Genomic DNA, 18,984 nt, shown 5'->3' with positions numbered 1-18,984 from the left:
CCGTGCAGGCCAGAGACGTCATGACCCGGCAGGTCGTCACCGTGGGACCGGACACGTCGGCCAAGTACGCGGCCGAGGTGATGGCAGAGCACGGCTTCGCGGCCCTGCCGGTGGTCGACGGCGAGGACCGGCTGGTCGGCATCGTCGCCGAGGCCGACGTCCTCCGCGACCGGCTGCCGGAGGACCCCCGGCTGCACCTGCGCCGCGACGGGACGGCCGGGGGCCATCCGGCCCTGCTCGTGCGGGGGGTGATGACCGGTGCCGTCCGCTCCGTCGAGGCGACCGCGGACGTCGCCGACATCGCGCGGGTGTTCGTCGACGAGCGGCTGCGCAGTGTCCCGGTCCTCGACGGCGAGCGCCTCGTGGGCATCGTCAGCCGGCGAGACCTGCTCCGGACGCTGATCCGCCCCGACGCGGAGATCCGGCACGACCTGCTGCGCCTGGTCGAGGGCTACACCGGAGAGCTCGGATCGTGGTCGGTCTCGGTCACCGACGGTGCCGCCACGATCCGGCGGACCAGCGGCGCACCGCAGCCGTCGGCCGCCGTGGAGGAGCGGGCACTCTCCGCGCTCGCCCGGACCGTCGGCGGCGTGGTCGGGATCCGGGTCCTCGCCTCCGACGGTCCCGACAGCCCAGCAGCCGTCCGGCCGGTGTCCGCGCACGCGTGAGGTGACGACGATGTCGCATCCCGCCCAGCCCCCTCCCGTGGTCGTCGGGATCGACGGCTCGGAGCCCGCCCGTGTCGCCACGACCTTCGCGATCGACGAGGCGCGCCGGCGGCGGGCGCCGCTGCGGCTGCTGCACGCGCTGTCGTGGCCGCTCGGTGGCATCGTCGCCGATCCGTCGCCCGACCCGGACCTGCGGACGATGCTCCAGGCGGGTGCGGGGACCATCCTGCGCGGGGCCGCGGCCGACGCGGCCGACGTCCTGGGAGCCGACACGGTCAGCTGGTCGGTCGTCGACGGCGACCCGGTCGCCGCGCTGCAGGCGGCCTCCGGGGAGGCGCAGCTGCTGGTCATCGGTAGCCGTGGAGTCGGTGGGATCGCCGGTCTGCTGCTCGGCTCCACGGCGAACGGCGTCGTGGGACACGCCTCCTGCCCCGTCGTGGTCCTCCCCGACCCGACGTCGGTCGTCGTCTCCCAGCGGAGCTCCGTCGTGGTCGGCGTGGAAGGTCGCGGCCGCGACGACGCCGTCCTGGCGTTCGCCTTCGCCGAGGCCGCCGCCCGCGGGACCGACCTGGTCGCCGTCCACGCGTGGCAGGACGCCGCGCTGGAGACCGCGTTCCAGTCGATGGGTCCGCTCGTCGACTGGGCCGGGGTCCTCGCCGACGAAGAACGGGTGCTCGCCGAGACGCTGGCCGGCTGGCGCGAGAAGGAACCCGACGTGGTCGTCCGCGAGGTGGTCCTGCGCGAGCGCACGGCGCGGGCCCTCGTGTCCGTCGCGCTCACCGCGCAGCTGCTGGTGGTCGGCCACCGCCACCGCGCATCCATCGCCCGGCTCGGGTCGACGACCCACGGCGTCCTGCACCGGGCCGGCTGCCCCGTCGCCGTCGTCCCCGTTCCCACCGGCAGCGCCCGGTGACCACGGCGGGCCTGCGGGTCCTGGTGACGGCCGCGAGCAGGCACGGTTCCACCCACGAGATCGCCGCAGCCCTGGCCCGGGACCTGAACGGCTGCGCCACCGGGCGCACGCTGGGCCTGGTCGCCTCGGCGGTTCCGGCCGAGAACCGCCCCGATCCCTCGATGTACCAGGCAGTGGCCCTCGGCAGCGCGGTCTACGCCGGACGTTGGCTGGAGGCAGCCCGAGACCTGGCCACGGCGCACCTGGTCGCCCTGCGCGACCGGCCTGTCTGGCTGTTCTCCAGCGGACCGATCGGAGCGCCGCCGTTCCCGCCGGACGAGCCGCACGACGCGGGGACCTTCGCCACGATGCTCGACGCAGTCGGTCACCGCGTCTTCCCCGGCCGCCTGGACAAGGGCCTGCTCTCCTTCGGCGAACGGGCCATGGTCACGGCCATGCGGGCTCCCGTCGGGGACTTCCGCGACTGGGAACTCGTCCGGAGCTGGGCCGAGGAGATCGCCGCCACACTGGCCGACCGAACGACCCCGCTCGCGGCGCCGGAGCCCCGGGGGACGTGACCGAGCGCAGGACGACGCGGCCAGGGGGCAGCCATGAGTCGGCGCGCGCCGAGGTTCCCGCGCCGGTGGGCGGACATGAGCGGGCGTCAGCGTGCGCTCCTGCTGACGCTGGGGTCCGTCCAGTTGTCCCTGGCCGCCACCGCCTGGACCGATCTGGCCCGGCGGAGCGCGTCGGAGGTGAACGGCCGCAAGGCCGTCTGGGCTGCGGTCATCGCCGTCAACTGGATCGGCCCCCTGACGTACTTCCGCTGGAGTCGCAGGCGCTGAACTGCGGCACGCCGACCGGACGACGTCCGTCACTCCCCGATGGTGCCGTCCGTCCCTCCCCCTCCAGCTGCCCAGCGGACAGCGTGGACGCATGGCGAGGAACGTGCGGGTGCTGGTCGGTCACGCCACCGCGGCCGGGTCCACCCAGGGCATCGCCGAACGGATCGCCGTCGGCCTGGCCGACGTCGCCGATGTCGCCGTCCACCCGCTCGGGCCGGACGTGGACCCGACCGGGTTCGACGCCTTCGTGATCGGCAGCGCGGTCCACGACCAGGCCTGGCTGCCGGCCGCGTCGGACTTCCTCCGCAGCGGGCGGGCAGTCCTCGCCGACCGGCCGTTCTGGTGCTTCAGCGTGGCCGGCGCGGCACCCCGCGGCCCGATCAGCCGGGTCGTCGTCGGGATGGAGGTCCGGAAGATCGAGACGGCCTTCCCCGCAGGTCTGCGTCCCCGGGAGCACCGGGTCTTCGCCGGGATCGTCGCCATGGAGGGCCTCCCGCTGTGGGGCAAGCTCTTCTGGCGCGCGCTCGGTGGCAGCCCTGGCGACCATCGGGACTGGCCGGTGATCGACTCCTGGACCGACGACATCGCAGCCGCGCTCGGCGAGCTGCGCCGCGACCGGAGCGGGTCACCGGCCGACCCTCCGACCGCACGGTGACCCGAGGCTCGAACGCTCGGAACCCAGCCCCCGCCACGACCACCGACGAGCGAGGTCGCCGATGTCCGCGTCCACCTCCGAGCGGGCCACCGCCGGCGCCCGCCCGCCGCGGGCCTTCGTCCGCGGAGTGGTCGCCGCCGGGCTCCCGACCGGCCCGGTGTCCGTCGACGCGGTGACCGAGGCCGACCTCGACGGGCTGCCACCGGCGGCCGTCCGCTACCTGCGGGCGATGGGCGTCGTCGGGCGTCCACGGACCTGGTCGCTGCGGGCGCACTTCGCCGGCCGGTTCCGCCGCGGGCCTGATCAGGCCTGGATGCCGTGCGACGCATGGCAGTACAACTCCGCCGTCGAGGTCGCCCGCCTGTACCGGATACGGCTGGTGATGGGGAGGGTCGTCCCGATGTGGGGCTGGGACACCTACCGCGGCGGTTCCGGTCGGATGCGCGGCAAGGTCCTGGACCTGGTGACCGTCGCCGACGGTTCCGGACCCGAGTTCGACATCGGCGAGCTGACGACCTGGCTCGACGATGCGCTGCTGCTGGCACCGGGCATGCTCCTCGGCACCCGCACCACCTGGGAGGCGGCCGGCGACGACGGCTTTCGCGTCTCCCTGGCCGACGCCGGGCACACGGTGGGCGCTGAGGTGTTCCTGGACGCCGACGGCCGCCCGAGGGACGTCCGCACCGAGGACCGCTGGGCCGACCTGCCCGGCGGGCTCACCCGCGCGCCCTGGAGCACGCCCGTGCAGGGGTGGACCGCCGTCGACGGACTCCCCCGGATGACCGGCGGAGCGGCCGTCTGGCACCTGCCCGACGGCGAGTTCCGCTACGGCGAGATGACCCTGGTCGACCTCCGGCTGGACGTCCCCCCGGGACGGTGAGTCCCCTGCTCCGCTGCTGACCGCTGGTGCCGGTGCACTCGGCCTGCGGACCCGCCACGCCCGCCGCGACCGGTTCCCGCACCGAGTCCCCCCAGCTGGATCTCCGCATCCCGCCGCTTCCCGCCGAGCCGGTGACCGGGCGTGGGGATCCCCGGGCGGTACGGTTCGCGGGTCATGATCCGCAGCACGCCCCGCCGCGTCGCCGCCGTCGTCGCCGTCGTCATCCTCGCGGTCGCGGCGGTGCTGGCGGTGCTCGCGGGGCAGGTGAACGCCCGCGCCGAGGCCGACTCCCTGCAGCGGCAGGTCGCCCAGGCCGGCACGGTGCTGACCACGCAGATTGCCGTGCTCACCACGCAGTTGGCCGACGCCGGGCAGGTCGCCACCGCCACCAACGCGAATCCCGGCGCCTTCCAGCGGTTCGCCGCCGCCCGGATCTCCGGTGCCAACGGCATGTCGCTGTCGTTGTGGCGGATCGGCGACGGCGGGCAGGCCGAGCAGGTGGCGTTGCAGGGGCCGGACCCCGTCGGCCCCGACGGCGAGGAGTTCGCCGCGTTCCTCGCCGGCGTGCCCGAGGACGGCACGCTGGCGGTCACCGGCATCCTGCCCGGCGAGCCGGCCCGGCTGGGCTACGCGCTGCGCCCGGTCGGCGACGCCGGGCTGGTCGTCTACGCCGAGTCGCTGCTCCCGCCCGACCGGCGCGTCCAGGTACCGCCCGGCGAGGCGTTCGGCGGTCTGGACTTCGCGGTCTACCTGGGCCGGAGCACGGCCACCGATCAGCTCCTGTACTCCACCGGCCCGGTTCCGATCGGCGGGTACACCGCCCGCACCACGGTGCCGTTCGGCAACACCTCCATCACCGTCGTCGGCGCGTCCCCGACCAGCCTGACCGGTGATCTGTCCTCGGCGCTGCCCTGGATCGTGGTCGGAGTCGGACTCCTCCTCGCCGTGGCCGCAGCCGCGGCCGCGGCCACCATGTCCCGGCGGCGGGCCGAGGCCGAGCGGCTGGCGGCGGACAACGACCGGCTCTACCGGCAGCAGCGGAGCATCGCAGCGACCCTGCAGCACGCACTGCTGCCCGAGGTCCCCACGATCGACGGCATGGAGGTCGCCGCCCGCTACGTCGCCGGCGTCGACGAGCTGGAGGTCGGCGGTGACTGGTACGACGTCCTCCCCCGCGGGACCGGGCGCTGCGTGTTCGTCGTCGGCGACATCTCCGGCCGCGGCCTCCCGGCGGCCACCACGATGGCCGAGCTGCGCTTCGCGGCGCGCGCCTACCTCACCCAGGGCGACGACATCGACGTCGTGCTGGCCAAGCTGCGCCGGCTGCTCGACGTGGCGGCCGACCGCCAGTTCGCCACCGTGCTGCTCGGCGAGCTGGACGCGAGCGCCGGTCGGCTGACCGTGGTCTCCGCCGGCCACTTCCCGCCCGTGCTGCTCACCGACGGTCGCGCCCTGTTGCTGGAGGTGCCCGTCGCCCCGCCGATCGGCGTGAGCGGATCGACCCCGCTGCCGGTCTCCGAGTTCCGGATACCGCGCGCCGGCACGCTGCTGGCGTTCACCGACGGCCTGGTCGAGCGCCGCGACGAGGTCATCGACGCGGGCCTGGACCGGCTGCGCGCGGCCAGCGCCGGAGCCGTCGACGGGCGGCCGCTGCCACAGGCCCTCGACGCCCTGATGCGGGCGCTCGCCGTCGACGGTGGGAGGGACGACACCGTGCTGCTGGGCATGCGATGGACGACATGACCGACGGGCCCCGGGCCCGGCTGGACGTGGTGGAGTCCGCCGACGGCGCGCCGCTGCTGGTCCGCCTGGGCGGCGAGCTGGACCTCGCCGGTGCGGCCGACATCGGCCCGGACCTCGACGACCTGCTGCGCCGGGACGCCCAGCCCCTGCGCATCGACGCGACCGAGCTGACCTTCGCCGACTCCTCCGGTGTGGCGGTGTTGCTGCGCATCGCCGACCACTTCTCCCCCGTCGAGATCGTCCACGCGACCTCCGTGGTCCGGCGGGTGGTGGAGGTCCTCGGCCTCGCCGCCCGGCTCGGCCTGCGCGAGGAGGCCTGAGCATGGCCAGGCGCAGCTTCCCGGCACTGGCCGTCTCGGTGCCCGACGCCCGGCGGTTCGTCTCCGACCTCGTCGCCGACCTGCCCGACCACGTCGGTCAGACGGCGGCGCTGCTCGTCTCCGAGCTGGCCGGCAACGCCGTCCGCCACGCCGACGGCCCCGAGATCGTCGTCGCCGTCGAGCACGCCGACGGCCGGCTACGGGTCGGCGTGACCGACACCGGACGGGAGCAGCCGGTCCTGCGCTCCTTGACGGTGACCGACGCGCACCGCCGCGGGCTGCAGGTGGTCGCGGCCTTCGCCGACCGGTGGGGCGCCCGCCGCAGCCGGGCCACCGGCGCCAAGACCGTGTGGTTCGAGCTGACCGTCCCCCGACGACGTCCGGAACCGGTACCCGTGCCGTCGCGATCCCGGCCTGATCGGTGACCGACCCCCTGAGCTCGCTGTTGCGGGCGGCGCACCTGCTCTCCCCGGCCAACCTGGCCGCGACCGTCGCCGCCCACGGCCGCGCGATGGGGATCGCGGAGACGGTGTTGTACCTGGCCGACTACGAGCAGGTCACCCTGCTGCCGCTGCCCGGTGACGGGGTGCCCGAGCGGCAGGAGCTGCTCATCGAGGGGACGATGGCCGGCCGGGCGTTCCGCCGGGTCGAGCCGGTGACCGGCGCCGCCGACGGCGGGGTGCGGCTGTGGGTGCCGCTGCTCAACGGCGTCGAGCGCCTCGGCGTGGTCGAGGTGACCCTCGACGAGGCTCCTGACGAGGTGTTCGAGGCGCGGATCCGGGCCTTCATCAGCCTGGTCGCCGAGCTGGTGGTGATCAACGACGCCTACAGCGACGTCTTCGCGCGGCTGCGGCGCCGCAAGACCCTGAGCCTGGCCGCGGAGATGCAGTGGGAGCTGCTCCCGCCGCTGACCTTCGGCACCGAGCGCGTGGTCATCACCGGCGGCCTGGAGCCGGCCTACGACGTCGGCGGGGACAGCTTCGACTACGCGGTCAACGGCGACATCGCCGACCTGCTGGTCATCGACTCCGTCGGGCACGGGCTGCCGGCGGCGCTGCTGGCCAGCGTCGCCATCAGCGCCTACCGGCACGCCCGCCGCAACCTGCTCGGTCTGCCCGACATCGCGGTGGAGATCAACGCCGCGATCGCCGGGCAGTTCCCCGGCAGCCAGTTCGCCACCGCGGTCATCGCCCGCCTGGACCTGGCCACCGGCCGGCTGCAGTGGATCAACGCCGGCCACCCCGACCCGCTGATCCTGCGCGGCACCGCCCTGGTGGCCCTGCCACGGTGCCCACCCTCCCGGCCGCTGGGACTGCAGGACGCCAAGCCGGCCGCCGGCGAGATCCGGCTGGAGCCGGGCGACCGGCTGCTGCTCTACACCGACGGGATCACCGAGGCCCGCTCTCCGACCGGGGAGTTCTTCGGCGAGCAGCGGCTGGCCGATTTCATCAGCTCTGCCCTCGCCGCGGGTGACCCGGCCCCGGAGACGGTGCGGCGGCTGATGCGGCGGGTGCTGGCGCACCAGGCCGACCAGCTGCAGGACGACGCGAGCATCGTCGTCCTGGAGTGGCTGACCGGTGAGGAGCAGCAGCTCCAGCTGTAGAACCGGCGCGGCCCAGCGGTCCGGAGCGATGATGTCGGTCCCACGTCTGCTCGGGGAGGGAACCGCGATGGCCGGCGCGCCCGAGGACCCGGACGCCCCGGAGGCGCGCGGCGGCGCGGCCATGGTGGTCCCGGCCGCGACCAGTCGCAGTCCTCGCGGGTCACTGGACCGGCGCAGGATCCTGGGAGCTGCGGTGGAGTTCATCGACGAGCACGGCATCGACGCGCTGACGATGCGCCGGCTGGGCGCCCAGCTCGGTGTCGAGGCGATGGCGCTGTACCGCTACGTCCCCAGTCGCGAGCAGCTGCTCGACGGCGTCGTGGAGACCGTGGTCGACGAGCTCTACGGCGACCCCGACGTCCACATGCAGGCCACGCACGGGTGGCAGGACTACCTGCAGCGCCTGGCGCACGGCGTCCGCCGCATCGCCCTCGCGCACCCCGCCGTCTTCCCGCTCGTGGCGACCCGGCCGCCGGCCGCCCCGTGGGTGCGTCCCCCGCTGCGCAGCCTGCGCTGGGTGGAGTCCTTCCTGGAGACCCTGACCGGCAGCGGCTTCTCGGACGAGACCGCGGTGGCGGCCTACCGGGCCTACACCAGCTTCCTGCTCGGCCACCTGCTGCTGGAGATCTCCCAGCGCGGGGTCCCCATCAGCTCGCGGGACGACACCGACCCCGCCGACGCACCCCACACCGACCTCGGCCGGTACCCCTCCGTGGTCCGCCTGGAGCCGCTGCTGAGCCAGGACGAGTCCGCCGCGGAGTTCGAGGAGTCCCTGGAGAACCTGCTGGACCGCCTCGGCCGGCTGCGCCGGGAGGCCCGGCGCGGCTGACGTGCGGGTCCCCCAGCGCCCGGTCGACGGGCCCGACGGCACCGGCCGCCGCTGACCCCGCCGGGCGGGCCCGAGGTCGCCATCGACCTCGGGTCCCGTCCCGGTCCTCCGCCCCGATCCTGACGAGTCCTTGACGCGCGGGACGGCTCGTCGACCCCGGATCCGGTCGATCATGGACGGCGTGACCCGTGGAACCCTGCGCATCTACCTCGGCGCCGCTCCGGGCGCCGGGCAGACCGTCGCGATGCTCGACGAGGCGCACCGGCGTCACTCCCGCGGTAGCGACGTCGTCGTCGGGCTGGTGGAGACGCACGGTCGGCGGCGCACCGCCGCCCAGCTCGAGGGGCTCGAGGTGCTGCCGCGCCGCGAGGTCACCCACGGCGGCGTCACCCTGACCGGACTCGACGTCGAGGCAGTGCTCGCGCGGCGACCCGAGGTCGTCGTGGTCGACGAGCTGGCGCACACGAACGCCCCAGGCTCCGAGCACCCCGCGCGCTGGCAGGACGTCGACGAGCTCCTGGCCGCCGGCATCCACGTGCTGTCCACGGTCGACATCCAGCACCTGGAGAGCCTCGGCGACCTCGTCCGGCAGATGGCCGGCACCGAGCACCGGGAGACCGTGCCCGACGCCGTGGTCCGCGGGGCCGACCGGATCGAGCTGGTGGTCACGACTCCCGAGGCGCAGCGCGAACCGGCGCTGCTCCGGCCGGAGGACCGGGTCGGCGAGGGCCTGCGACGGTACCGGGCCGAGCACCACGTCGACCACGTCCGGGGAACGCGGGAGCGGGTGGTGGTCGCGCTGACCGGCGGCGCGGAGGGCGAGACGCTGATCCGCCGCGCCGCCCGGGTGGCCCAGCGCTCCGGCGGCGACCTGCTCGCCGTCCACGTGCTGGCCTCCGACGGGCTCACCGGCGCGTCCCCCACCGCGCTGCGCGCCCAGCGCGAGCTCGTGGAGAGCCTGGGCGGCAGCAACCACCAGGTCGTCGGGGACGACGTCCCCGCGGCGCTGCTGGAGTTCGCCCGCAGCGTGGACGCCACCCGTCTGGTGCTCGGCACCAGCCGTCGCTCCCGGTGGGCCCGCGCGCTGCGCAGCGGCATCGGCGCCCAGGTGATCGCCGACTCCGGCGACATCGACGTGCACATCGTCACCCACTCCGCGGCGGGCTCGCGGGGTTGGCGGCTGCCGCCGCTGACCGGCTCCCTCACGCCCCGCCGCCGCTGGCTCGGCCTCACCGTTGCGCTGGCAGGCGTGGTCGTGGTGACGGTGGCCTGCCTCGCGGCCGGTGCCGCCGTGTCGCTGTCGGTCGTCCTGCTCGCCTTCCTGCTGCTCGTCCTCGCCGTCGCCCTGGTCGGCGGGCTGTGGCCGGCGGTGGCCGCGGCGGTGCTGGGCGGGCTGGCGGAGAACTGGTTCTTCGTCGCTCCGACCGGGCAGCTGGACGTGCACCAGGCCGACGACGTGGTGGCCCTGGTGGGCGGGTTGATCGTCGCGGTCACCGTGGCCACCGTCGTGGACCGGTCGGCGCGGCGGGCGACCGTCGCCGCGCGCTCCCAGGCCGAGACGGCGATGCTGGCATCCCTGTCGCGGTCGGTCCTGGCGGGCGACCGTGGGCTCCCCCGCCTGCTCGAGCAGATCCGCGAGGCGTTCGGGCTCACGACGGTGGAGATGGTCGAGCGGACTCCCGACGGCGACCGCGTCGTCGGCGCGTGCGGCCAGACCGGCGGCGGCGCTCCCGGCGACTCGGTCGAGGACGTGACCGTCACCGACTCCCTGGTCCTCCGGCTGACCGGCCGGTGTCTCCCCGCCAGCGACCGGCGGGTACTGGTCGCCTTCGCCGAGCAGGCCGCCGTGGCACTCCAGCAGGGCCGGCTGGCGGCCCAGGCCGCCGAGGCCGACCGGCTGGCCGCCGGCAACAGCATGCGCACCGCCCTGCTCGCCGCCGTCAGCCACGACCTGCGCACCCCGCTGGCCGGGATCAAGGCCGCCGCGTCGGCCCTGCGCTCCGACGACCTCGACCTCGACGACGCCGACCGGGCCGAGCTCGAGGCGACGATCGACGAGTCGGCCGACCGGCTCACCGACCTGATCGACAACCTGCTGGACATGAGCCGCCTGCAGGCCGGCGTGGTCAGTCCGGCGCTGAGCCCCTCCGACGTCCCGGCCGTCGTGGACCACGCACTGCGCGGGCTGGACGGAGGAGACCTCGCGCGCATCGAGCGGGACTGGCCGGACGACCTGCCACCCGTCCCGGCCGATCCCGGCCTCCTCGAGCGGGTGGTCGCCAACCTCGTCAGCAACGCGCTGCGTCACGCCCCCACCGGCCCGGTCACCGTGACCGCCGGCGCCCTGGACGACCGGCTCGAACTCCGGGTCGTCGACCGCGGACCCGGCGTCCCCCCGGCCGACCGCGCCCGGGTGTTCGCGCCGTTCCAGCGGCTGGGCGACGCCCCCGCCGGGCAGGGCGTCGGGCTCGGACTGGCGGTGGCGCGCGGCCTGACCGAGGCGATGGACGGCACCCTGACCGCAGAGGACACCCCGGGCGGTGGTCTGACGATGGTCGTGGCCCTGCGGGCGGCCGCCGTCCCGACCCCGTCGGGACCCGTGGCTGCGCCGTGAGCCGAGTCCTGGTCGTCGACGACGACCCGCAGCTGACCCGGGCGTTGCGGATCACCCTCCGCGCCTCCGGCTACGAGGTGGTCACCGCCCCCGACGGGCGTGCGGCGCTGAGTGAGGTCGCCGCGCGCCACCCCGACCTCGTCGTCCTGGATCTGGGCCTGCCGGATCTGGACGGCACCGAGGTCCTCGCGGGGCTGCGGCCCTGGTTCACCGGCCCGGTGCTCGTGCTGTCGGCGCGGGTCGACAGCCGGGACAAGGTCGGCGCGCTGGACGCCGGTGCCGACGACTACGTCTCCAAGCCGTTCGACATGGGCGAGCTGCTGGCCCGGCTCCGGGCGTTGCAGCGCCGCGGCGCTCCGGAGCCGGAGGCCTCGGTGGTGCGTTCCGGTGCCTTCACCGTCGACCTGTCCGCCAAGCAGGTGACCGTGGACGGCGCCGTCGTCCGGCTCACCCCCACCGAGTGGGGCCTGCTGTCCGAGCTCGCGCGCGCGCCGGGCCGGCTGGTCAGCCAGCGGCAGCTGCTGCAGGCGGTGTGGGGACCGGCCTACGCGAAGGAGACCCACTACCTGCGGGTCTACATGGGGCAGCTGCGCCGCAAGCTGGAACCGGACCCGACGCGGCCCCGCCACCTGCTCACCGAGCCCGGGATGGGCTACCGCTTCCGTCCCTGAGCGGGCCTCCGGTCAGCCGACGTGCACCCGCGGACGGCGCGCGCGATCCGGCTCGGCCTCCCGGAGCACCTCTCGGGTCACCGGGGCGACCTCCCCCGCGCCGGTGAAGACGAACCGCAGCAGGTTGACGAGGGGGTTGCCCTCCGTCCACTCGAAGTACACGTGCGGGACGCGCTTCGTCTCGTCCCGGACGTGCAGCAGCAGTGCCGCCAGCGCGTTCGCGACGCTGGAGCTCTGCATCCGCAGCACCCGGTACCTCTCGTGGACGACCTCGCCCCGGACGTCGAGCGCCGTCGCGAAGTCCGAGGGGTCGGTCAGCGTGACCTCGACGAAGATGATGTCGTCGTCGGTCAGGTCGTTGTCGGCCTGGATCTGCCGCAGCTTGTCCAGGTACTCGGCCGCGTCGAGAGCGTCCGGCTCGTTGGCCACGAGGCGGATCTTGCGCCGCGAGCAGTCGCGGACGAACAGCTCCGCCTGCGGGTCCAGACGGACCTCCGTCACCCGCAGTTCCAGGGACCGGGTCAGCCGGGAGACGAGGGAGACCAGGACGATGGCGGCGATGAAGCAGGCGGCGATCTTCACGCCGTCGGGGCGCTCGACGACGTTGACCGCCGTGGTGTACACGAAGATCGCGGCGATTCCGGCGAACGCGACGGTCAGCCGCCGCTGGCCCGCCTGGTGCGCGGCGAGGGTGACCGCGACCGCGGCCGAGGTGATCAGCGCCAGGACACCGGTGGCGTAGGCGCCGCCCTGCGCGTCGACGTCGGCGTCGAAGACCCAGGTCACCACGAAGGCCACCGCCGTCAGGACCAGCACCAGCGGGCGCACCGCGTGCGCCCAGTCCGGCGCCATGCCGTAGCGCGGCAGGTACCGCGGGATCAGGTTCAGCATGCCGGCCATCGCCGATGCGCCGGCGAACCACAGGATGGCGATCGTGATCCCGTCGTAGGCCGTGCCGAAGCCGTCGCCGAGGAGTTCGTGCGCGACGTAGGCCAGCGCGCGGCCGTTGGCCTCCCCACCCGGCGCGAACTCCTCCTCCGGGATCAGCAGGGTCGTGACCAGGCTGCTGACGACCAGGAAGATGCTCATGATCACGGCCGCCGTCGTCAGCAGCCGCTGGGCGCCCCGGATCCGGCCGAGCGGGCGCTGCTCGGTGTCACCCGGCTCGCCCTGGATGTGCGGCATGACCGCCACCCCGGTCTCGAAGCCGGACAGGCCCAGTGCCAGCGCGGGGAACACCAGCAGCGCGGCCGCCACCATCGTCGCCGGGCCGCCGTGCTGGGTGGTCAGCGCGCTCCACCAGTCGGTGACCAGGACCGGTGCCGTGGCCACCTGCCACAGACCCGCGACGGCCACGACGAGGTTCAGCGCGAGGTAGACCGCGACCACGCCGACGGCCACCCCGATCGCCTCGGTGAACCCCTTGAGGAACACCGCCCCGAGCAACGCGAGCAGCCCCAGGGTGATCGCCACCTCGTGCCCGCGCCAGGAGGACGGCACGTGCGGGTTCTCCACGATGTGCGCCGTCGCGTCGGCGGCCGACAGGGTCATCGTGACGATCCAGGAGGTGGCGGCGAAGCCGAGCAGCACCAGGACGAAGAGCTTGCCCTTCCAGGACGGCAGCAGCCGCTCGAGCATCGCGACCGACCCCTCGCCGCGGGGACTCTCCTCGGCCACCCGCCGGTAGACCGGCAGGGCGCCGAAGAGGGTCAGCGCGACCAGCACGAGGGTGGCGATCGGCGAGAGCAGGCCGGCCGCGAGCGCGGCGATGCCGGGCTGGTAGCCGAGGGTGGAGAAGTAGTCGACGCCGGTGAGGCACATGACCTGCCACCACCGGTGCGTCGTGTGCGTCGCCGCGGGGTGGGCGTGCGGTCCGGGGATCCCCCGACGCTTCCGCGGCCGGCCCTGCAGGAGCCAGTCGCGCAACGGCGACGTCGTCTGCGCCGGGGCGTGGGTGTCGGTCGAGGTGGCCACCTTCACTCCCGTCCCCGTCGGAGTGGGCACCGGACTCGGGTCGGTCCGACGGTACGGCCGGCGAACGGCCCGGGACGTCGATCGACCGGGTCGCGGGCGTAAGGATTCCGTCAAGATCGCGCAGGGCGCGGGAGCGTGTCCGCTGACGTGCAGGGGGTGCGCCGTCCACGGTCGGCACGCGTGCCGTGTTTGACGAGCGTCGGACGGCGGCGGGGTCCGCTGCCTAGGGTGGCGGCGTGATCGTCCTCTTCGGCTTCGGCACCAAGCAGCAGGACCTGGGCCCCGGGGAGGTCCGCACCTGCCCGCACTGCGGCAACACCACGCAGTGGTCGCGGGTGCGCCAGTTCAAGCAGTTCACGGTGTTCTTCGTGCCCATCGCCCGGTGGGGACGCCGTCAGCTCGAGGTCTGCGGCATCTGCGGCACGGCCGCGCGGATCTGAGCACCGTCGTCCGGAGTCCGGGCCGTCCCGGCGCGGGCACAGGAACTCGGCAGGCGCACCGGCCGCGCCGACTCAGGGCCTGACCGGGCTCCGGTCCTCCGTCGCCTGCCCGGGGCGCGTGGGGACCACGAGCCGGTCATCCGCCCGGCGCCGGCCGGCCCACCAGCCGTAGCCACCGCTCCCGACGACGGTGAGGAGGACGGCCACGTAGACCCACAGCCACGGGTCGTCGGCGCTCACCTCGGTCCGGTAGCGGAGCAGCACGAGCAGCTCCAGGACCCCGAAGACGGCGTAGGCCACCGCGGGGATGACCAGTCTGGTCAGGTCGCGCTCCCGGATGGTCAGCGCGGCGGCGACCCCGAAGGCCATCAACCACGAACCGACCACCTGGCCGCTCAGCGTCCCCAGCTCCCACGGCCAGAAGCCCGTCATGTCGTCGAGCGTGTGGTGGACCGTCGCACCGCCCAGGTAGAGGACCACCCCGACCCCGGCCATGGTCGCGCCCTGCACGGCGAGCAGCACCACCAGCCAGGCCGGCATGGGGCGGTGGACCGGTTCGGCCGGGCCGCGGCGGAGCTCGTGCCCGAGAACGACGGCGAGGCAGGCGCCGGGGACGACGAGGTAGACGACGAGCCAGAACCAGGCCGCGAACCGCGCGGAGGCCCCGACGGCGAACAGCTGGAGGCCGTGGTTGTGGACGATCGTCGCAACGAGGGCGAGGACGGTGTACACGGTCACCGTGAGGACGGGGACCCGGATCCGGCTCCATCGCCGCTCCCGGAGGGAGAGCAGCGAGAGGACGAAGCCCGCGGCGAACGCGGCTCCGAGGAAGGCCGCCGTGAGCTCCGTGGAGATGCGCCAGGCGAAGTCGTCGTGCGCCCTCGACGCCCCGACGAGCAAGCCGAGTACGGCGAGCAGCGTGAGGCCGGTGAACGCGATCAGCAGCAGACGGCAGCCGACCCGGACCTCGTCCTCCGGAGCCCGCCCCTCAGGCGCCGCTGAGCCCCGCACGTCGGGTTCTCGTGGACTCATCGCTGCGCCCGCCTTCGACGACCCGATCCCCGCAACGACCCGGCGACGGCCCGCTGCTCGGTCCGGCGCTCGTGTACAGGCTCGTCCTCGGCCGCGGCCCGGGCAAGAGGCAGGACCGGTCCTCCTCGGGGTCGCCGCAGGGACGCAGCTGAGGTCGATGCCGGTGACCGGTTGCCGCAGAGTGCACCTGCGCCCGCCGGCCTGACGCAGTCAGTGCTGCACCCAGCCGCCTCGCGACGGTGGAGGGCGCCCCACTTCGCCGGAGCGGACGAAGCGGGGCGCCCTTCAGCGATGCGGCGTCGGTCAGGCGATGGAGCGCACGTTGGACAGGTCGGCGGTCGACCGACGGTTCGCCGCGGCGTCGGTGTCGACGATGGCGCGCAGGAACAGACCGCCCTGCAACTTGACCAGCCGCGAGGCCAACGTCACCAGGTAGTGAACGCCCACCCGAGGGTCGAGCACGGTGCGCGGCGTGACATCGAACGCCGCCTGCTTGACCCTGGCCGCCAGCTCGGCGGTGCTGGGCTGGTGGAGCCAGGCCGGACCGGACGGGCCCTGCGAGCCCTGGACGCCGGGGAGACCGACCGGACCGGCGGGACCGGCCGGGCCCTGCACGCCCTGCAGGCCCTGCAGGCCCTGCAGGCCGCGGACACCCGCTGCGCCCTGCTCGCCGCGCTGGCCCTGCTCGCCCTGCGCACCGGGCAAGCCCTTCTCGCCCTGTTCGCCGGTCTCGCCGATCACACCGCGCTGACCCGGCGCGCCCTGCAGGCCGTGCTCACCCTGCGGTCCGTGCTCACCTCGCTCGCCGGCCACACCCCGCGGGCCGGTCTCGCCGCGCAGCCCGGGGAGGCCCTGCGGGCCCTCCTGGCCCTGCTCGCCGGGGCGACCGGTGGAGCCGGGCAGACCCTGCTCGCCCTGCGGACCGGTCTCGCCCTCGGGCCCCTGGCCGCCCTGCGGGCCCTCGTCGCCTCGCGCGCCGACCGGTCCCTGGAGACCGCCCTCGCCCATCGGACCCACAGGACCGGTCGGGCCCTGCTCACCCTTGTCGCCTCGCTCGCCGACCGGACCGCTGGGGCCCTGCTGACCCTTGTCGCCCTGCTCACCGACCGGACCGGTGGGGCCCTGCGCGCCCTTCTCGCCTCGGTCACCGGCGGGGCCGGCCGGACCCTGGGGACCCTTGTCACCGATCTCACCGGCGGGGCCGACCGGGCCGGTCGGGCCCTTTCCGCCGCGGTCACCCTCCTCGACCGTGACGTCGACGGGAACTGCAACGGTCTCGGTCTCGCTGGACTTGGTCTTGTTCGATTGCGCCATGGCGGAGCAGGCCTCTCATAGGGGCGGTCATGTGGTGGGCGGCGTCGGTGGGTTCGGCACCCGAGGGCCGGGATCCGTTCAGCCCCCGTAGAGGACGGGCTGGAGCCGGCCCAGCCGGCATTGGATGGGGTCCGGCCCGAAGACCCAACCGACGTCTGGGTGCCCCGTGCCGACGGCGGTAAGCGTCCGGCTCACCGTGAGACCGGCCACAACCACGGCCGAAGGAGGCCGACACCAACGGCGGCTCCCTCGGCGGGGAGCTCGTCCTCGACCTCGCCCGTCCGACACGCCCGGGCCGACGGCGGCCCTCCCCCGGAGCGACCAGGAACAACCGCCGGGAGGACCCTGACCGGCGTGCCCGACTCCCCCCGAGCCGTGCCGAGACAGAGAGGGCGGACTCGATGAACGCATCCCGACCGCAGGCCCGACCGGCCACGGCCGCGGACCGGGCGCGCGTGGCAGCCGTCCTGGCCGGAGCCTTCGCCGACGACCCCGTCGTCACCTACCTGTTCCCCCCGGGCGTGCGTCGGCGGGAGGAACGGCTGGCACGGTTCTTCGCCCTGGAGCTCCCCCGCAGCGAACGCCTCGGAGGGAGTTGGATGTCGGCCGACGGCGACGGGGCCGCGATCTGGTACCCGCCGGGCGGCTGGCGGCCCAGCACCACGGAGACGCTCCGGCAGACGCCTGCGGCGCTGCGTGTCTTCGGCCGGAGGATCGGCCTCGCGTCGCGGGCGCAGTCCGTGATGCAGGAACACCATCCCGTGCAGCCCCACTGGTACCTCTACTACCTGGGGACGGAACCGGAGAAGCAGGGCACCGGGATCGGCGCCGCGGTGATGCGCCCGGTACTCGACCTCTGCGACAGCCGGCGCCTGCCCGCCTATCTGGAGGCATCGAGTCCCCGCAACCGCGCGTTGTACCGGCGCCACGGCTTCCACGAGTTGGAGCAGCTGGTCCTGCCCGCGAACGGACCCACGGTGTACCCGATGTGGCGGGAGCCGCAGTGAGCACGGGACACGGGCAGGCCCCGGCGGGATGCCACGGTGTCCGGCGGGCACGCGCGTAGCGTGGGGTTGCCGATCCCTCCTCGTTCACTGCCTCCCATGGCAGCGCCGGGACCGACTCACCACTACCCCGCCGCGCTGCGGTGGAGTCAGGCCGTTTCCGCCATGACCTCCTCCACGATCCCGATGACGACCTCTACCGACGTCCGAGCCCGCGAGCAGGCATCGCTGCGCGACGACGCCGCGCAGGCCATGACCACCGAGGCGTGCGACGTGTGCCCACACCCGCGTGCGGACCATGACGCGATCGCTGCGCGGTTCTGCTCGGCGACGGGCACCGGTGCGATCGCCAGGGGTTGCGTCTGCCGGTCCTGACCGCGCTCCGGCCCCCACGGCGGCGGTCGACGTCGGTGGCTCCGTCAGGGAGCGGTCCGTTGCCCATCGCACTGCACAGGCAAGGGACGCTCGGGCGACACGCCCGCCGCGACCCGCGGACCATCGCAGGATCGCTGCGCAGCCGTAGCACCGGCGTCATGCGACGAGCCGACGCTGTGGGCATGACGGCCAGCCTGTACGTGACCGGCACCCACGTCGCGTCGGTCGAGCGCGACCCGCTCCGGGACGGCCGGGACCTGCGCCGCGCGGTGACGTTGGCCCACGCGGTCGCCCGGCCCGTCGTCGACGGGCTCGCCTCGTCGGTCTGCGGCGTCCTGGTCACCGCGATCGCCGACATGGACTGGCACAACGCCTGGGCCATCTCCCGCTGTGCGGAGTGCCGGCGCATCGCGGGGTGGACCTGACCCGACGACCGTGGGCCACCCGCGGCCCCCGGACTCACCCCGAGTCGGACATCGCGTCCGAGTCCTGCCGGTCTGCCGGCACCTCGTCACCCTCGGCCGGGCCGGCCGCGTCCGCGTCCAGGAGCTGCGCATGGGTGACCGTCGTGTCCCAGCGGTGCCCACACGTGGCGTCGAGGCACTTCCACTGGTCGATCAGGGCCAGCTGCGCCATGTCGGCCCGCCAGAGGTGGTGGACGCGCGGGGAGGCGCACTCGGGGCACCGGATCACGGCGGCACTCACCGATCCGCCCCCGACGGGGACGGGGGCGGACCGGCCGCCACCCGCGCGGCCCCGCCCACGGTCGGCTCGGGCGCGACCGGGGGCCGGAACCGGAGCCCCCTCGCCCCGCGCCGGGCGACGTCCGCGGCGGTCAGCCGGCAGCCGCCGGGGCAGTCGACGGCGACCAGGGTGCCGTCGCGCCAGCGGGCAGATGCGGACAGGCCGCACCTCGGACAGGTCTCCCAGGTGACGCGCTCGCCGCCACTCATGCGGTCCTCTTCCTGGCCGCCGCGCTCGAAGGCCGGAGAGAAGGAGCCGGACCGCCGCTATGAGTCCTCGAGGCTCCCTGATCGGCGCCGGGAATACCCACCACACCCCGCGACAACCACGCAACGCGCAGCAACTCCTCGGGGTGCCGGCTCACTGGCGGCCCCGCAGCGG

22 protein-coding genes are annotated in these 18,984 nt (G+C 74.6%); 18 read left to right on the top strand and 4 right to left on the bottom strand.

Annotation, left to right across the window (positions count from 1 at the left end; genetic code table 11):
- Positions 1 to 2: 2 nt before the first annotated feature.
- From MY526_RS12140 to MY526_RS12080, 13 genes are all read left to right on the top strand, one after another.
- Positions 3 to 668 carry a CBS domain-containing protein gene (locus tag MY526_RS12140; RefSeq protein ID WP_436703970.1) on the top strand — a complete coding sequence of 222 codons (666 nt, stop codon included), beginning with the start codon at positions 3 to 5 and terminating at the stop codon, positions 666 to 668.
- A 10-nt stretch (positions 669 to 678) separates the two neighbouring features.
- On the top strand, positions 679 to 1,581 hold the full coding sequence (locus MY526_RS12135; RefSeq protein ID WP_436703969.1) for a universal stress protein: 903 nt from the start codon (positions 679 to 681) through the stop codon (positions 1,579 to 1,581).
- Complete coding sequence (locus MY526_RS12130; protein ID WP_436703968.1) at positions 1,578 to 2,138, top strand: flavodoxin domain-containing protein; 561 nt, start codon at positions 1,578 to 1,580, stop codon at positions 2,136 to 2,138. The genes MY526_RS12135 and MY526_RS12130 overlap by 4 nt, the downstream gene beginning before the upstream one ends.
- Positions 2,139 to 2,213: 75 nt before the next feature.
- The gene (locus tag MY526_RS12125; RefSeq protein ID WP_436703967.1) at positions 2,214 to 2,405 is read left to right on the top strand and encodes a PLDc N-terminal domain-containing protein; all 192 of its coding nucleotides are present in this window, start codon (positions 2,214 to 2,216) and stop codon (positions 2,403 to 2,405) included.
- A gap of 91 nt (positions 2,406 to 2,496) precedes the next feature.
- Positions 2,497 to 3,060 carry a flavodoxin domain-containing protein gene (locus tag MY526_RS12120; RefSeq protein ID WP_436703966.1) on the top strand — a complete coding sequence of 188 codons (564 nt, stop codon included), beginning with the start codon at positions 2,497 to 2,499 and terminating at the stop codon, positions 3,058 to 3,060.
- Between the two features lie 61 nt (positions 3,061 to 3,121).
- On the top strand, positions 3,122 to 3,940 hold the full coding sequence (locus tag MY526_RS12115) for a DUF6544 family protein (protein WP_436703965.1): 819 nt from the start codon (positions 3,122 to 3,124) through the stop codon (positions 3,938 to 3,940).
- A 174-nt stretch (positions 3,941 to 4,114) separates the two neighbouring features.
- Entirely contained in the window at positions 4,115 to 5,683 is a 1,569-nt protein-coding gene (locus tag MY526_RS12110) for a PP2C family protein-serine/threonine phosphatase (RefSeq protein ID WP_436691883.1), read from the top strand.
- On the top strand, positions 5,680 to 6,003 hold the full coding sequence (locus MY526_RS12105; protein ID WP_436691882.1) for an STAS domain-containing protein: 324 nt from the start codon (positions 5,680 to 5,682) through the stop codon (positions 6,001 to 6,003). Before MY526_RS12110 ends, MY526_RS12105 begins: the two co-directional genes overlap by 4 nt.
- Before the next feature lie 2 nt (positions 6,004 to 6,005).
- Complete coding sequence (locus MY526_RS12100; RefSeq protein ID WP_436691881.1) at positions 6,006 to 6,428, top strand: ATP-binding protein; 423 nt, start codon at positions 6,006 to 6,008, stop codon at positions 6,426 to 6,428.
- Entirely contained in the window at positions 6,425 to 7,606 is a 1,182-nt protein-coding gene (locus MY526_RS12095; protein WP_436691880.1) for a PP2C family protein-serine/threonine phosphatase, read from the top strand. The genes MY526_RS12100 and MY526_RS12095 overlap by 4 nt, the downstream gene beginning before the upstream one ends.
- Before the next feature lie 31 nt (positions 7,607 to 7,637).
- Positions 7,638 to 8,435: a TetR/AcrR family transcriptional regulator C-terminal domain-containing protein gene (locus tag MY526_RS12090; protein WP_436703964.1), complete on the top strand. Its 798-nt coding sequence runs from the start codon at positions 7,638 to 7,640 to the stop codon at positions 8,433 to 8,435.
- A gap of 172 nt (positions 8,436 to 8,607) precedes the next feature.
- The gene (locus MY526_RS12085) at positions 8,608 to 11,049 is read left to right on the top strand and encodes an ATP-binding protein (protein WP_436703963.1); all 2,442 of its coding nucleotides are present in this window, start codon (positions 8,608 to 8,610) and stop codon (positions 11,047 to 11,049) included.
- Positions 11,046 to 11,720, top strand: a complete 675-nt coding sequence (locus MY526_RS12080) for a response regulator (RefSeq protein WP_436691877.1) — start codon at positions 11,046 to 11,048, stop codon at positions 11,718 to 11,720. Before MY526_RS12085 ends, MY526_RS12080 begins: the two co-directional genes overlap by 4 nt.
- A gap of 12 nt (positions 11,721 to 11,732) precedes the next feature.
- Here the strand turns inward: MY526_RS12080 and MY526_RS12075 are convergent, their stop codons facing one another.
- Positions 11,733 to 13,694: a hypothetical protein gene (locus MY526_RS12075; protein WP_436691876.1), complete on the bottom strand. Its 1,962-nt coding sequence runs from the start codon at positions 13,692 to 13,694 to the stop codon at positions 11,733 to 11,735.
- 236 nt (positions 13,695 to 13,930) lie between these two features.
- On the opposite strand from MY526_RS12075, the gene MY526_RS12070 reads away from it, so the two are divergent.
- Complete coding sequence (locus MY526_RS12070; RefSeq protein ID WP_436691875.1) at positions 13,931 to 14,134, top strand: zinc-ribbon domain-containing protein; 204 nt, start codon at positions 13,931 to 13,933, stop codon at positions 14,132 to 14,134.
- A gap of 72 nt (positions 14,135 to 14,206) precedes the next feature.
- Here the strand turns inward: MY526_RS12070 and MY526_RS12065 are convergent, their stop codons facing one another.
- Together MY526_RS12065 and MY526_RS12060 are read right to left on the bottom strand one after the other, a co-directional pair.
- Positions 14,207 to 15,145: a hypothetical protein gene (locus MY526_RS12065; protein ID WP_436691874.1), complete on the bottom strand. Its 939-nt coding sequence runs from the start codon at positions 15,143 to 15,145 to the stop codon at positions 14,207 to 14,209.
- A gap of 324 nt (positions 15,146 to 15,469) precedes the next feature.
- On the bottom strand, positions 15,470 to 15,628 hold the full coding sequence (locus tag MY526_RS12060) for a hypothetical protein (protein WP_436691873.1): 159 nt from the start codon (positions 15,626 to 15,628) through the stop codon (positions 15,470 to 15,472).
- A gap of 66 nt (positions 15,629 to 15,694) precedes the next feature.
- Here MY526_RS12060 and MY526_RS12055 point away from each other — a divergent pair, with 66 nt between their 5' ends.
- From MY526_RS12055 to MY526_RS12040, 4 genes are all read left to right on the top strand, one after another.
- A complete protein-coding gene (locus MY526_RS12055) occupies positions 15,695 to 16,501 on the top strand; it encodes a hypothetical protein (protein ID WP_436703962.1) in 807 nt (268 codons plus the stop codon).
- Between the two features lie 434 nt (positions 16,502 to 16,935).
- On the top strand, positions 16,936 to 17,487 hold the full coding sequence (locus tag MY526_RS12050; RefSeq protein ID WP_436691871.1) for a GNAT family N-acetyltransferase: 552 nt from the start codon (positions 16,936 to 16,938) through the stop codon (positions 17,485 to 17,487).
- Between the two features lie 96 nt (positions 17,488 to 17,583).
- Positions 17,584 to 17,859 carry an RGCVC family protein gene (locus MY526_RS12045; protein WP_436691870.1) on the top strand — a complete coding sequence of 92 codons (276 nt, stop codon included), beginning with the start codon at positions 17,584 to 17,586 and terminating at the stop codon, positions 17,857 to 17,859.
- Positions 17,860 to 18,041: 182 nt separating this feature from the next.
- Positions 18,042 to 18,284 carry a hypothetical protein gene (locus MY526_RS12040; RefSeq protein ID WP_436703961.1) on the top strand — a complete coding sequence of 81 codons (243 nt, stop codon included), beginning with the start codon at positions 18,042 to 18,044 and terminating at the stop codon, positions 18,282 to 18,284.
- A gap of 34 nt (positions 18,285 to 18,318) precedes the next feature.
- Here the strand turns inward: MY526_RS12040 and MY526_RS12035 are convergent, their stop codons facing one another.
- The gene (locus MY526_RS12035) at positions 18,319 to 18,564 is read right to left on the bottom strand and encodes a hypothetical protein (RefSeq protein WP_436691868.1); all 246 of its coding nucleotides are present in this window, start codon (positions 18,562 to 18,564) and stop codon (positions 18,319 to 18,321) included.
- Positions 18,565 to 18,984: the final 420 nt, after the last annotated feature.

Origin of the sequence: Geodermatophilus sp. CPCC 205761, assembly GCF_051383655.1 — a bacterium.
Lineage (GTDB): Bacteria > Actinomycetota > Actinomycetes > Mycobacteriales > Geodermatophilaceae > Geodermatophilus.
Note: the sequence above shows the minus strand (reverse complement) of the source record. Positions and strands in the feature narration are given on the sequence as shown.